A 14966-nucleotide genomic window follows, 5' to 3' on the forward strand; every position below is an offset into this window, starting at 1 on the left:
ACGGACGGCCCGAAGACTGTTCATCTATGCTTGTGACGCTAGTATATGCCATTAACGGACAAGTGATACATTTTTAAGCACCGATGTGAATACCGATAGATTTGCCTCCGGCTTCCACGGTCTCAAAGGATTGTGCTCCACCTAATTCAACAGTGGTAACCAGAACGTTCTCACGTAGCACATGCTCAAATGCAGTAACCGCCGCCTTCAGTTCGTCGTCAAGATCCAGTGTCAGAGCAATGCGCTTATCGATCGGCAGATCCAGACGTTTGCGGTAATCCTGCACGGCCCGTACGATCTCCCGCACCCAGCCTTCTTGCACCAGTTCAGGCGTGATCTCGGTATTCAGCGCTACAGTGATACCATAGCCAGATGCAGAGGCGAAACCAGGCTTAGCCTGCTTCTCCACCAGCAGCTCATCGGCAGTGATTTGCAGCTCTTCCCCTTCCGGAGAGACGATGGCGATTACGCCGTCCTGTACAGCTTTGCGTGTAGCCTCACTGTCCAGGCTCTTCAGGAAGCCTTGCAGGAAGCCGATGTTTTTGCCGTATTTTTTACCAGCAACCTTCAGATTCATCTTCAAGGTAAAATCAACAAACCCGCTATCGCTGGTCTCCACCACAATGTTCTTGATGTTGATCTCATCCTTGATGATTTCTTCATAGTCGGCCACGTGGAAGCTGCGATCAATCGACACAATCAGCTCGGACAACGGCTGGCGGTTCTTAATGCCCGTCTCGTTACGCACGTTACGTGCAAGCTCTACGATGCCCCGAGCACTTTCCATATCCTGCTCCAGCTCTTTGTCGATCAGGCTTTCGTCAGCTACCGGATAATCCGCCAAGTGTACGCTCTCGCCGCCACCCAGGTTTGTGAAGATATCCTCAGACAGCATTGGTGTGAACGGCGCCATCAGCTGTGCTGTGGTCAACAGTACATGAGTCAGCGTACGGTAAGCATCCAGCTTTTCCTCGCCCAAGCCGCTGCCCCAGAAGCGGTCACGGGAACGACGGATGTACCAGTTGCTGAGCTCGTCGATGAAGTTCTCAATCGCTTTTGACGTATTGACAAAATCATTCACAGCCAGCCCTTTATCTACCAACAGAATCAGGCTGTTCATGCGAGAAAGAATCCAGCGGTCCAGCTTGTGTTCGGATACTTTGAACGGATGATCCGCCGGATCATAACCGTCAATACCAGCATACAAGGTCAGGAACGCGTGCGTGTTGACCAGTGTATCCACGATTTTGGATTTGGTCTCACCGACCAGACCACGGGAGAAGCGTTTATTATTCCATGGTGCGCTGTCGGATAGGATCGCCCAACGGAAAGCATCGGTGCCGTATTCGTTCATGATTTCCCATGGGTCAATGACATTGCCCTTGGATTTGGACATTTTTTGGCCATTTTCATCAAGAATATGACCAGTAGCAATAACCGCTTTGTAAGGCGCTACGCCCTTGAACAACGTGGAAACTGCCAGCAGGCTGTAGAACCAGCCACGAGTCTGGTCAATTCCTTCACAGATCATATCTGCCGGGAATTGGTCATCTAACGCGTCAGCATTTTCAAATGGATAGTGGCTTTGCGCAAATGGCATCGATCCGCTATCAAACCAAACGTCGATAACTTCCGATGTACGTACCATCACTCCACCCTCGCTGAACGGACTGCGCAGCTTGATGTTGTCCACGAACGGCTTGTGCAGCTCGATATCCTCTGGTACTTCGTCCACGGCCATCGCTCTCATCTCAGCGATGCTGTGCGGCGCGAACTCCTTGCCGGTGTCCTGGCAGACCCATACATTCAGCGGCGTTCCCCAATAGCGGTTACGGCTGATGTTCCAGTCCACCAGTTCCTCCAGGAATTTACCAAAACGTCCATCACGCACGTGTTCAGGGTACCAGCTCACACCGTTGTTGTTGGCAATGAGTTGATCCTTGATCTCTGTCGTGCTGATGAACCAGCTGTCTGTCGCATAGTACAGAAGCGGGGTATCACAGCGCCAGCAGAACGGATAACTGTGCTCATATTTTTCCTTGCTGTAGAGCAAACCTTTCTCCGACAACGTCTTCACGATGTCCAGATCGCAATCCTTCACGAATCGTCCGGCAAAATCAACAATCAGATCTGTATATTTACCGGAAGCATCAACCACATTCACAAAGCTGATGCCGTTCTCGCGGCAAGTCTTGTAGTCATCCTCACCATGCGCCGGAGCCATGTGTACAATCCCTGTACCGCTGGCATCTGTAACGAAAGAGGCGCCAACAATGACATTGTGCTTCTCAGCCTGAATATAGCTGAATGGAGGCGCATAGGTTTTGCCGATAAATTCGGAACCTTTATGCGTGGAAAGGATCGTATGCTCACCCTTCATCACATCATCCACCAGATTCTTCGCCAGGATGTATACTCCATCCTCTTGCTGTACCCGCACGTAATCCATGTCCGGGTTCATCGCCAACGCCATATGCGCCGGCAGCGTCCAAGGGGTTGTGGTCCAAGCCAGTACATATTCTCCGCTGTCATCCAGCTTGAACTTGGCGGTAGCACTGAGGTCTTTGACCGTCTTGTAGCCTTGTGCAACTTCGTGGGAGCTCAGTGTCGTTTGGCAGCTCGGACAGTACGGGCTAACGCGGTGCCCACGGTATAGAAGACCCTTCTCATGCACTGTCGCCAAGATGTTCCAAACACTCTCAATGTACGTATTGTTCAGGGTGATGTACGGGTTATCCAAATCCGTCCAGTACCCGATCGCTTCCGTAAATTCACGCCATTGCTTCTCGTATCCAAAGACGCTCGCTTTACATTTCTCGATGAACTTCTCGATGCCGTATTCCTCGATCTCTTGTTTCCCGGAGATTCCGAGCTGCTTCTGAACACCCAGCTCAACCGGCAGGCCGTGTGTATCCCAGCCCGCTTTACGAACAACGCGGTAGCCCTTCATCGTCTGGTAACGGCCGATAAAGTCCTTGATTACGCGTCCCAGCACATGCCCGATATGGGGTGCACCATTCGCTGTAGGAGGTCCTTCATAGAACACATAGTTCTTGCGGCCTTCACGGTTCTCCATGGATCTGCGGAACGTATTTTCGTCGCTCCATTTCTTCAAGATGCGGACGTCTCTAGCCCGCGCTTTTTCTCTGACATCAACTTTTTGCATTTAGGGTCAAATCCTTTCGTTCTTTTTTCAAACTTTTCTCAATCTTTTTCTATCCCTCCCAAACCCTCCCTTCGCCAAGGGAGGGCCCCAGAGGGCGCCGCCCTCTGGACACCCGGAAGCAGAGCTCGAGGTGGGAGTGGCAGTGGTGGAATAGTAACTGATACGTTGGCGCGAGAACCGGCCCTTCTTAGGCTCCCCTTCGGGTTCGCCTGCGCGGCCTCGACTTTTAAAGACTTTGGACTTGCTTGCGACGCTTCGCCCCTCGCTAGCTTCCGAGCCTCAGGCTGCCTCCTGCGGAGGTTCGCGGGCTCGGGGCAGAGCGGAGTGCTTGCGACGCTTCGCCTGTCGCTGGCTTCCGAGCCAAGGCTGCCTCCTGCGGAGGATCGCGGGCTCGGGGGCTCGGGGGCAAAGCGGAGGCCCCGCAGGCGAACCCGCCAGGGGAGCCTAAGAAGTGCCGCTCCCCCGCCGAACAAACCACCTGTCCGCTAGCCAACCTTCTTCCGTCGAGATTTACTTGCGGGTGTCCAGAGGGCTGCGGCCCTTGGGGTCCCCCTTAGAAGGGGGATTTAGGGGGATGACCCCACGCAAAAACGAGCGCCATCCCGCCCCACAAGGGGCGAGACGACGCTCGCGATACCACCCTAATTCAGTGCATGAGCACCTCCTTAGAGGGAGAGTATTCAGGCACGATCTCAGTTCCGCGCCGTTACTTTATGACGCGGGTCCGGTATAACGTCCGGCAGACGGCTCGGCTTACACACGCGAGAATGCGCTTCAGCGTCGCTTCTAAGGGGAGATTTTCCGGCAGGGTCTGAACATCGGCTTTCAGCAATCACCGACTCTCTGGGGGACAGATTCTTGTCGTACTTGGCCCTTCATCGAATTACATATAATCATGGTTGAAGATATGTTCTAGTTATAGCCTCTTTGAGCTTAAATGTCAACCGGACAGAACACACCTAAAATGCGTTCTCGGTAACCTCACGACTCTCAAGTGCATTCCAGTCATCCTGGGAGAGCAGCTCCAGCTGGGCTTCAAGCAGCGTCCGGAAACGAGTCCGGTAAATAGAAGCCTGCTTACGCAGCTCTTCAGTCTCAATCGAAATTCTGCGGGATTTGGATAAAGCTTCGTTAATGATACGGTCAGCGTTCTTCTCCGCTTCCTTGATAATCAGCTGCGATTCCTTCTTGGAGTTGTTCTTCACTTCATCAGCTGCTTCCTGAGCAATGATGATCGTCTTGGACAATGTCTCCTCGATGTTCACAAAGTGGTCCAGACGCTCCTGAAGGGCCAGGAGCTGATTTTGCAGTTCCTTGTTCTCACGAATGACGCTTTCGTAATCCTTGATGACCTGGTCCAGAAACTCGTTGACCTCATCTTCGTCATAACCGCGGAGCCGCCGGGAAAACTCCTTGTTATGTATATCGAGCGGCGTTAATGGCATGCTGTGCACCTCCTAGAAATTTCGGACCTTCCTGGCCTCTGCAGCCGTGCAGCGGACAAAGAAGCAAGATTGTAACTCAAGTATTAGGCAGAAGTTGCTGTTTCATACTCACTGCCGGCTAGGGTCCGCCTCTTCTACACTATCGGCGTCCAGCTTCAAATTCGTTTGTTTCCCACGAGTTAATCATTTTCGACAAGGAAAGCGAGATTCCTGCAAAGGGATTCACACAAATTTGCCAACCTGAACCCGGTATCGGCCTTTTTTCGTCAAGCCGCCGACTTCCAGCACCTTGAAACGGCCAAAGCCTTGCAGAGATACCACATCGCCTTCCTTGAGTGCGGTGGACGGATCCTCCTCCACCTTCCAGTTCACCCGTACCCGTCCGCTTTTGATCGGCGCAAGAATTTTGCTCCGGCTAAGACGGGTCACATCCGCAGCAATGCCGTCAAGCCGCAGGGAGGCCACAGTCAAATCCATCATTTCAAGCTTGGTCTCACTGCTACGCAGCGAGGAAAGCGGTAAGATTTCAGTGCTGACATTAACCTTATGCACACCATGCAGATTCATGGTGAGATAATCGGCGATATCTGCCGTTACTACGACATGGCAACCATCTGCAAGCACATGAATATCACCGATTTTGCTTCGTTTGATTCCAAGGCCCAGAATGGCGCCCATATAATCTCCATGCTCCAGAGCCAGAAATTTCTGCTCCCCGGAGGTAATCGCTAACACTTTCATTTCCATGTCTTCGCCATCCAGCTCGCGGTAATCTGGAGCAATGAGGGCTCTGCACCGCTCTGCATCTTCATGGCCACCTTCCAATCTGACTATGACATCAGGATGGCGGTTCACCAGACTATGCAGAATATGACCTTGGCGCGGATCGAGGAAATCAGTCAGTTTACTCTCATGATATTGCCCCGCAGCCGTCACCCAGTCCCAGGCCCTGTCCACAAATTGCCGCTCGTCGGGATGAAAATGCCCGTAAATTTCTGTCTTCAACATAGGTTACAGAACATAACTCAGCAAAGATTTGAGGCCGTAAACCGCCCATCTGAGTACAAACAACGCAACGATCGGCGAGATATCCAGCATTCCGAAAAGTGGCGGAATAATCTTGCGGAACGGTGACAAATACGGTTCGACCAGCTTTGCCAGCAGTTCCCCAATAAAGTTCTCACGGACACTAGGAACCCAGGACATCAGGATATAGATAAAGATCATGTAGAAGTAAATATTAAACAGGATATCAATAATGGAGCTCACTTCTTGGTACAAAGCCCGTTCACCTCATTCTGTTATAGTCTTGTTCGTCGCCAAGGATCTCGGTGATGGAGCCTTGAATTTCAACCGTATCCGGAGTGCACATAAATATATTGCCCCCGATTTTGGATATTCCTCCACCCAGGGCATAAACAGTTCCGCTTAGAAAATCAATAATTCGCATAGCCTGGTCATTGCGCACCCGTTGCAGGTTAATTACAACGGTCCGATGTGCCCGGAGATGATCGGCAATTTCCTGCGCCTCCTCATAGGAACGCGGTTCATACAGCACAACCTTGACATTTTTCTGTGAGTGGATGCTGACGACGTTGTTGGTCCGCTGATTCTTGCGGGTTTCTACAGGGGTTGGCTCGTACTCATCTTCCTCACGTGAAGAAATCTGCTCCCGCTCCACAATCTCCTCTTCCTCCTGCAAGCCAAAAAAACTCATAAAACGGTTCATAACACCCATCACCTATCCCTCCTTGTGACCTACCAACACCGTACCCAAGCGAACCCAGGTAGCTCCTTCCTCTATCGCCACTTCAAAATCATTTGACATTCCCATCGACAATTCCGTAATCGGCTCCGGTGTCAGTCCCTGCCGATTCAGCTCATCACGCAATTCTCGAAGTCCACGGAAGACAGGGCGAGTCAGTTCAGGCTCCATCTCATAAGGTGCCATGGTCATCAGTCCGATCACGTTAACGCGGTCAAGATCAGCGATTTCCTGCAAAAATCCCGGCACATCTCCAGGTGACAAACCAAACTTCGTATCCTCACCCGAGATGTTAACCTGCAAAAAAACATTGACCTTCTGTCCGATGCTCTCGGCCTTTCGCTGCAGCTCCCGGGCCAGCGAAATACGGTCCAGGGAGTGTATATATTGAAATTTACCGATAACATCCTTAACCTTATTCGTTTGCAAGTGACCGATGAAATGCCAGGTTCCCTTCTCTCCCAAGGCCAACCACTTATGCTCAGCATTCTGCCAGCGGCTCTCGGCGATATGCTCCAGCCCTGCTTCCAGCACAGCGGATACCGTTTCCAAGGAAACGTATTTTGTAACAGCGATTACCTTGACGTCCTTGCGGTCTCGTCCGCTCGTTGCGCAGGCACGTGCTATGCGCTCTTCTACCTCGGCTATTCTCTCCTGTAGTGTTAAAGCCAACTTTCAACTCTCCTTTATTCCGATCCAGCTCGTCATTCTGCCTGTAATCCCATTTTCCGCACGGTATGAAAAGAAAATATCTGTATTACAGCTTGTACACCATGATGTACATTCGATATGAGTCGGCAATATTCCTGCTTTTATCATAATGCGTCGATTCATTTCTTTCAAGTTCAGCATACATTTACTGCTATCTGCAGCAGAAGGACTGTACAGCACTTCACCCTGCCCTGGTGACTCCCCACACTCCGCTTCCAGACGCCGGATATGATTCATCACATAATCGTCGACTTCATAACAGCAGTCACCAATCGAAGGGCCTATGGCGGCACGAATATCCTCCGGACGACTCCCATATGCTTGCTCCATGGCCTGAACAGCGGCAGCAGCAATTTCCGCTACAGTCCCTTTCCAGCCTGCATGAGCAAGACCTACGGCACAATTGATGGGATCATAGAAATACAGCGGCACACAATCTGCATAGAATGAAGTCAGCAGTACACCAGGAATGTTGGTGACCATTGCATCTGTAGCCTGAAAAGCAGAGGCCCGATCCAGACGACCCCGTCCACGGTCATTCTCTGTAACAACAGCGACTGTAGCACCATGCGTTTGCTCACCACAGGTCCAGTCCTCCAGGGCAAATCCCAGACTATCGACCAGCATAGTCCGATTATTCATAACATTGTCGGGATCATCCCCGACATGGAATGCACAGTTAAAACTATCATAGGGAGCCGTACCGGCCCCACCCTCTCTGCCAGTAAATCCTGCAGTTATTTCCGGATGCTCCTCAGCCCACGGTTCCAGCCGCAGTAGCATAGGAGCCTTCCCGCTCCGTACAAACGGTTCCATTTCCTCACCTCCGCCTTAGTGTAACACAGGGCAAAACTCCCCACAAAGAAATGCCTTTGATTCAGGGCAAATTCTGAAAATCCAGGCATTTTGACCTAGATTGTAAGAGAATATCCAAAGAAAAAGACGCATCATTAATACATGCGCCGTTCACTCCGGTCTCCCCGCTCCAAATACATCGTCTGCCGTTCTTCCTCAGCCTGGGGCATCCGGTTCTCTTCAATTTTCACGAGGACAACATCCGATCCAATCTTCACAATATTCCTCCAGGGAATGATCAGGTCTGCACCACCGCCGAACAATCCCATGAAACGGGTATACCCGGGAACCACAATAGCATCAATAACACCCCGCCGGAGATCCAGCTCCAAGTCACTGATCTGTCCCAGTCGCTTACCGTCTACGATATTGATGACATCCTTAGTCTGAAAATCAGAGATCTTCATTTTTTTGCCCGCTCCTATAGTTTCCTGATTCATTTCATCACCCCTGTACCATCAGACCTATAGTCCAATATATGATCCCTAAGCTTGGCAACATGTCTATTTTGTCCCCATTCTCCCTCCCTCGGACAAATATAATTTGGAAGCACTAGGCAGCTCTGTCGACAAGATGGAGCATTCATGGAATACTCCAAGTCGAGGCTGCCTGTGCGTTCATAGGATAGTTCTAGATTAGAAATGCACATAGAAAATGGGATGTCCCTAAGCCTTGAATTCGGCCGAAGGGACATCCCATTTTTAGTGAAGCCAATAATTACGATTTAACATGCTTCTGCATTTGCTGAATTGCAGATTTCTCCAGACGTGAGACCTGGGCCTGTGAAATGCCGATTTCATCAGCGACTTCCATCTGAGTCTTCCCTTCGAAAAAGCGCATGGATAGAATTCGCTTCTCCCGGCCGCCTAACTTCCGCATAGCTTCCCGCAAGGCAATTTCCTCAATCCATGAGACATCCTTATTCTTATCATCACTGATCTGGTCCATGACATAAATCGGATCCCCGCCGTCATGATAGATCGGCTCGAACAAGGACACTGGATCCTGAATGGCATCTAGGGCAAAGACAACATCCTCTTTAGGTACGCCAAGGGCTTGCGAAATTTCGAAAATCGTCGGTTCCCGCGAGTTCTGGTTGGTCAGACTGTCGCGAACCTGCAGCGCCTTATAGGCGATATCCCGCAGCGATCTGGAGACACGAATCGGATTGTTATCGCGCAGATATCTGCGAATCTCGCCGATGATCATGGGAACCGCATATGTGGAGAACTTAACATTTTGCGATAAGTCAAAATTGTCGATGGCTTTCATAAGCCCGATGCACCCCACCTGGAACAGGTCGTCCACGAATTCCCCCCGGTTGTTGAACCGCTGAATTACACTCAGGACCAACCTCAGGTTGCCGTTAACCAATTTCTCTCTGGCGGATCGCTCCCCCTGTTGCTGCAGCGAAGTGAACAATTCACGCATTTCAACGTTCGTTAGAACGGGCAATTTGGATGTGTCCACACCGCAAATCTCGACTTTATTACGGGTCATGATGATTAACCTCCCAAGGAGAAACATTACTGTACATTATCTCCCCGGTCCGGCATTTTATTCCTTGATGATCTCACCTCAGACCATCTTGTTGAACTCCTTACGCAGTCGCTTGATAATTCTTTTTTCCAGACGTGAGATGTAGGATTGGGAGATGCCCAGCAGATCAGCCACATCTTTTTGTGTCTTCTCCTCACCGCCGCGCAATCCAAATCTCAGCTCCATAATCAGCCGCTCCCGCTCACTCAGCTTCTCCAGCGCCTTCTGCAACAGCTTGCGGTCCACCTGTTCTTCAATGTTCCGGTAAATTGTATCATTCTCGGTTCCCAGTACATCGGACAGCAGCAGTTCATTACCGTCCCAGTCAATATTCAACGGCTCATCGAAGGAGACCTCGCTGCGTGTTTTGCTGTTGCGCCGCAGATACATCAGAATCTCATTCTCAATACAACGCGAAGCGTAGGTTGCAAGTTTGATCTTTTTCTCCGGGTCAAAGGTGTTAACCGCCTTAATCAGTCCGATCGCACCGATAGAGACGAGATCCTCAATGTTGATCCCAGTGTTCTCGAATTTGCGGGCAATGTAGACGACAAGCCGCAGGTTGCGCTCAATCAGCATCGCACGTACAGCCGCATCACCACTAGACAGCCGCTGCAGCAGAAACTCTTCCTCCTCGCGTGTTAACGGGGGTGGCAGAGCTTCGCTCCCGCCGATATAATAAATTTCCTGGCTTTTCAGTCCCAGCAGAAAAAGCATGCGGTAATATTGTAGCTGCAGCGAAATCTTCCATTTGATCATTCTTGTTCCTCCTTCAAGATGTGCCTGGCTCGTAAAAGAATGGCCTTGAGAAACGTACATGTCTGTCAGTCGTATGCCCATATTAGGAAGGCACCGCCTCGGCGCTTTCCCGCACAACCAGATCGGGATGTATCACAGCCCGGTACGCTCCGTCTCCCGAAAGTGTCCCGCCATCCAGCCCGATTAGCACCCGCTTACAGCAAAAGGTGTCTGCATCCAGCCTTATGGTCACAAGGTCAGGCTTCAGGGCGAGCATAAACGATGCACTTCGGTTTACTCCCCGGTAAGGAACAAGCCGAATTCTGTCTTGCCAAGCAAAGGACTGCCCGTCCGTCTCCAGTAAAAGTTGGTCCGCACTACTCTGTGTCAGCCTCCCCTTCCAGGATGCTGGAAGCTGCTTCTCCCAGAGCGACGACTCCATGACCATAACTGGAATACGAGTCAACGGATCACTTAGTCTGTTGCCTGTATCCAGCAGGCCAAGGCAGGTAACGGTTACACCATCAATCTCCACAGTCACCTCGCCGATATAAGACTCTAGCTGTTCTCGCTTCATCCTAGAAGTCTGTACCGCCTTGAAGCAGAGCAGCACCAACGGCAGAAGTGCAATAACGAACCAAATGCCGATTTTTAGCCTGTAGGCATGCCCGCCTGCCGCGGTGAACATGATGCCATTCCAGATATCACCTGAGCTCTGCAATAGATAGTGAATGCCAACAATTCCTCCTGCCGCCGCAAAATTGATGATATAAAAAGCGCCCATCGTCCGCAGATAGCGCTGAAGGCTCCCGAACCCAAAGGCAATCCACAGCATAATCACTGACAATCCGAACTTGATAAGGAAGGTATAGAGGAAGGTCAGCTCCGGTACAAACATCATAACCACATACAGTGCTCCAACCACAGCAGATAGTACAAGCCTCCACCAAGATACTTTGAGCTTGACCAGCCAGCCCGTCAGCCAGAGCAGCACTCCGTCAATCAGCAAATTGGCGGCGAATATCAAGTCAATATAAACTACCAGGACATTCACCTGCCTACAGACTGCAATCTATTCCCGAAACGGACAATAGAGCAGGCTCTCTTTTTTGGACGATATGATTAGTATAGAAAGTCTCGTATTCAAAGTCTGTCTAAACTTGGGAGGCATTCTTGCGGTTTTTTTGTCGAGTTATAGAACAGCTACCGCCATTGCAGCGTAAAAAGACCAGCCGTTTCCGGCTGGCCCTAAGCTAATTATTATATTAAATCATAAGCGTCTGCTTACGCGGCATCTGTAATACTTTAAATGTTAAGGGTTACTAGATTCAATCTCCTCGTCACTCAGTCCGGTAGCTTCGCGAATTTCTGACCGGTTTAACCCCATTGCCAACAGTTTCTTGGCGATTTCCAGCTTAGCCTTTAGTTGTCCTTCATGTAAACCTTCTTTCAAACCTTCTTGCATGCCCTTTTGCAAACCTCTTTCCCAGCCATTCTCAGCTGCATCACGAAGAGAAGCTTCATCATGCAAATATTTTTGGCGGGCTTCATAAATTCGGCGGGCCTCCGAATCCTGACTTAAAAACTGCAATGTATCCATGGCCTTCTTCATGACCGGTTCATTCATGCTCAGCACCTCCCAGTGAGATTGGTCTATACCTTTGAGAAATAACAGCCAGTTCACTAAACCTTCTTGCTCGGGAGGTGAGGACAATTTCAGGTTCGGCAGCTCCAGAAAGTGTATCTCTATATCCTGGGTGAGCGCTATGCCGCTATTATCCTCACGCAAATGAAAAACACTCTCAATATCAATCATTCTGCCATCTACTGTCTTGGCCCATATATCGAAGATAGATTGCTTGTCCAGCGGATCATCCTTATCCGTATATGGATTCAGCAGTACCACTTCATCCAGGGCAGGTTCTCCCGCCTCGGCGAAAATCCTGTTAAGAAAGGCCAATACACATCTTTATTGTTGTCACTGGCAAAAATTCGTTTAAATACAAAATCCACCCGGGGATCGAGCAGTTCCATCATGTCATCTCCCGTTATTGTTATTATAACAGCAGGCACAATAAAAAACACCGCATTGCCCATAGCTGTCAGCTAAAGCAATACGGTGCTTCCGTATATCTCATTAAAATCTATTTAGTCATTATTGCCACGTGTACGGTTCCGGAGGAACGTTGGAATATCGAGCTGATCAGAAGTATTCTGATTGCCGAACGGACGCAAATTAGCATTCTTATCCGTCGCTGCAGGCTCGGTACTCGTACTCGGAGCTGCCGGACGACGACCAGGAGCCATAGAAGAAGGCTTATGTTCAAAGCCAGTCGCGATAACCGTAACTTTGATCTCATCCTTCATACTCTCTTCGATAATCGCACCAAAGATCATATTAACTTCCGGGTCCGATGCCTCGGTGACGATTTCTGCCGCTTCATTAACCTCATAAAGTGAAAGGTTAGATCCACCGGTAATATTCATGATAACTCCGCGTGCGCCTTCAATAGACGTCTCCAGGAGCGGGCTCATAATCGCTTTGCGTGCAGCTTCCGCAGCACGGTTCTCACCGTTAGCGATACCAATGCCCATCAGTGCTGAACCACGTTCAGTCATGATCGTCTTCACGTCTGCAAAGTCAAGGTTGATTAAGCCGGGAACCTGAATCAAATCCGAGATACCCTGTACCGCTTGACGCAATACGTTGTCTGCTTCGCGGAAAGCTTCAAGCATCGGGGTCTTCTTGTCGACGATTTCGAGAAGTCGGTCATTCGGGATAACGATTAAGGTATCGACCTTTTCTTTCAAAGCTTCAATACCAAGATCAGCTTGATTCGAACGCTTTCTGCCTTCAAAGGTAAACGGGCGTGTCACCACGCCTACAGTCAATGCTCCACACTCTCTTGCAATTTCAGCAATTACCGGTGCTGCTCCTGTTCCTGTACCGCCGCCCATTCCTGCGGTAACAAATACCATGTCTGCACCCTTAAGCGTATTTGAGATCAAATCACGGGATTCCTCAGCCGCTTTTTTGCCGACCTCTGGATTGGCTCCTGCACCAAGTCCACGAGTCAATTTATCCCCAATTTGCAGCTTATGCTCCGATTTGGCCATATGCAGCGCCTGGGCATCCGTGTTAACGGTAATGAACTCGACACCTTGAACGCCATTTTCAATCATCCGGTTGACCGCATTGCTTCCGCCGCCACCCACGCCAATGACTTTTATTTGCGCCAAGCTCTCCATTTCAAAATCAAATTCCAACATATTGTTCCATCTCCCCCTAGAAAAGTGCTTGGATGCCCGGTCCAAGTATATCTGGTCTTACAGTTATATAAACTCGCTGAACATGTTCTTCAGACGTTCCACCAATCCAGGCTTCCGAGCGGTATCCTGGTTGGGTGCGGCACTTTGCTTCGTGCGGGCCGCCGTCTTCTTGTTGCCGCTTCCGCCGGTACTGCGTCCACGGAATCTGCGGACCACATTATGCAGAATGCCGACACCACCGGTAAATCCGGGGTCGCGCACACCGATATAATCGGGTACAGCTATACGTACAGATGCCGCCAGCTCTGCTTGAGCAACCTTTAACACACCTGGCATAGAAACAGTGCCGCCCGATAGTATATAACCTCCGGGAAGCTCACTGTAACCCAGGCGCTTCACTTCCTTGCGGATTAGATGGAAAATTTCCTGGACTCGCGGTTCAATAATCGCCGCCAGATCCTCCTGGTTGAACTCCTTCTCCACGTTGCTGCCAATACGCAGCACCTTGAAGACCACATCCGAAGCCGCATCGTCGATCCAGGCGCAGCCATACTTCAGCTTCACCTTCTCCGCCTGATCGGTCAGTGTCCGAAGTCCATAGGCAATATCATTGGTTACAAATTCCCCTCCGATCGGAATCGTAGAGGTTGCAGTGAGGGAACCCTCTTCATATACGGCAATTGTAGTTGATCCTGCTCCGATATCGACCAAGACCGATCCCATCGACTTCTCGTCTTTAGAGAGCGCCAATCCACCAGCGCCAAGAGACATCAGTACAAGATCCTTAACTTTCAATCCTGATTTCTCTACGCAGCGCAGCAAATTATGTATTGGCGTCTTCGCACCAGTGATAATGGTCGCGTCAACTTCCAGACGGACGCCTATCATCCCGCGCGGGTCCTGAATGCCCTCCAGGCCATCGACGATATATTGCTTGGCGACAACATCGATCACTTCGCGTTCTGGAGGCAAGGCGAGCACCTCCGCTGCCTTGATCACGCGATCAATATCATCTTCACCGATCTCACGGTCTTCATTCTGAACGGCCACGACACCGTGGCTGGATTGCAGGCCGATATGGTTGCCGGTAATCCCGACATAGACCTCGGATATTTGAATACCAACCATCTGCTCTGCATGTTCTACAGCGCTTCTGATTGATTGCACAGTCTGGTCGATATCTACAATCGCACCTTTGCGTATTCCTTCCGAATCAGCAGATCCAACGCCAATAATATTAAAGGTTCCATTGGTAACTTCACCAATGATCGCCCGAACTTTGGATGTACCGATGTCCAAACTAACAATGATGTCATTGTTGCTCAAGCCCTATGGCACCTCCTGTTATAATCAAAGTAAATTGCAAAGCCTTTCCCGTTCTCGGGAAACATCTTCTGTACATATTCAACATACCTAATCCTTTCCCTCTTTTTTCTACAAATTTTTTGAGTGGAATAATAATACAGCTATCCCAGAA

The 14966-nt window shown here is 50.1% G+C and carries 13 protein-coding genes and 1 pseudogene; all 14 read right to left on the minus strand.

All coding sequences use genetic code 11. From position 1 onward, the window contains the following. Positions 1–73: 73 nt before the first annotated feature. Complete coding sequence (gene ileS, locus ACFRAM_RS10285; protein ID WP_379465781.1) at positions 74–3166, minus strand: isoleucine--tRNA ligase; 3093 nt, start codon at positions 3164–3166, stop codon at positions 74–76. 959 nt (positions 3167–4125) lie between these two features. Beyond that, positions 4126–4611 carry a DivIVA domain-containing protein gene (locus ACFRAM_RS10290; protein ID WP_066364112.1) on the minus strand — a complete coding sequence of 162 codons (486 nt, stop codon included), beginning with the start codon at positions 4609–4611 and terminating at the stop codon, positions 4126–4128. Positions 4612–4833: 222 nt separating this feature from the next. After that, positions 4834–5616, minus strand: a complete 783-nt coding sequence (locus tag ACFRAM_RS10295; RefSeq protein WP_379465944.1) for a YlmH family RNA-binding protein — start codon at positions 5614–5616, stop codon at positions 4834–4836. A 6-nt stretch (positions 5617–5622) separates the two neighbouring features. Continuing rightward, positions 5623–5892, minus strand: a complete 270-nt coding sequence (locus tag ACFRAM_RS10300; RefSeq protein ID WP_139084608.1) for a YggT family protein — start codon at positions 5890–5892, stop codon at positions 5623–5625. A gap of 7 nt (positions 5893–5899) precedes the next feature. Then, the gene (locus ACFRAM_RS10305; RefSeq protein WP_066364116.1) at positions 5900–6349 is read right to left on the minus strand and encodes a cell division protein SepF; all 450 of its coding nucleotides are present in this window, start codon (positions 6347–6349) and stop codon (positions 5900–5902) included. A 3-nt stretch (positions 6350–6352) separates the two neighbouring features. Further along, positions 6353–7048, minus strand: coding sequence for a YggS family pyridoxal phosphate-dependent enzyme (locus ACFRAM_RS10310; protein WP_379465782.1), 696 nt, complete (start codon positions 7046–7048; stop codon positions 6353–6355). A gap of 3 nt (positions 7049–7051) precedes the next feature. Further along, positions 7052–7903, minus strand: a complete 852-nt coding sequence (gene pgeF, locus ACFRAM_RS10315; RefSeq protein WP_379465783.1) for a peptidoglycan editing factor PgeF — start codon at positions 7901–7903, stop codon at positions 7052–7054. A 134-nt stretch (positions 7904–8037) separates the two neighbouring features. Continuing rightward, positions 8038–8382, minus strand: coding sequence for a YlmC/YmxH family sporulation protein (locus tag ACFRAM_RS10320; RefSeq protein ID WP_175372889.1), 345 nt, complete (start codon positions 8380–8382; stop codon positions 8038–8040). Positions 8383–8659: 277 nt separating this feature from the next. Next, positions 8660–9442 carry an RNA polymerase sporulation sigma factor SigG gene (gene sigG, locus ACFRAM_RS10325; RefSeq protein ID WP_066364124.1) on the minus strand — a complete coding sequence of 261 codons (783 nt, stop codon included), beginning with the start codon at positions 9440–9442 and terminating at the stop codon, positions 8660–8662. A gap of 78 nt (positions 9443–9520) precedes the next feature. Next, complete coding sequence (sigE, locus tag ACFRAM_RS10330; RefSeq protein ID WP_066364125.1) at positions 9521–10240, minus strand: RNA polymerase sporulation sigma factor SigE; 720 nt, start codon at positions 10238–10240, stop codon at positions 9521–9523. Positions 10241–10322: 82 nt separating this feature from the next. Beyond that, positions 10323–11273, minus strand: a complete 951-nt coding sequence (gene spoIIGA, locus ACFRAM_RS10335; protein WP_379465784.1) for a sigma-E processing peptidase SpoIIGA — start codon at positions 11271–11273, stop codon at positions 10323–10325. 258 nt (positions 11274–11531) lie between these two features. Further along, positions 11532–12256: pseudogene (locus ACFRAM_RS10340) on the minus strand (Rpn family recombination-promoting nuclease/putative transposase). Positions 12257–12367: 111 nt separating this feature from the next. Then, complete coding sequence (gene ftsZ / locus ACFRAM_RS10345) at positions 12368–13489, minus strand: cell division protein FtsZ (protein WP_379465786.1); 1122 nt, start codon at positions 13487–13489, stop codon at positions 12368–12370. A 63-nt stretch (positions 13490–13552) separates the two neighbouring features. Beyond that, the gene (gene ftsA / locus ACFRAM_RS10350) at positions 13553–14815 is read right to left on the minus strand and encodes a cell division protein FtsA (RefSeq protein WP_175372885.1); all 1263 of its coding nucleotides are present in this window, start codon (positions 14813–14815) and stop codon (positions 13553–13555) included. Between the last annotated feature and the right edge of the window lie 151 nt (positions 14816–14966).

Source organism: Paenibacillus sp. NPDC056722, from assembly GCF_042790635.1.
GTDB lineage: Bacteria > Bacillota > Bacilli > Paenibacillales > Paenibacillaceae > Paenibacillus_AQ > Paenibacillus_AQ agri.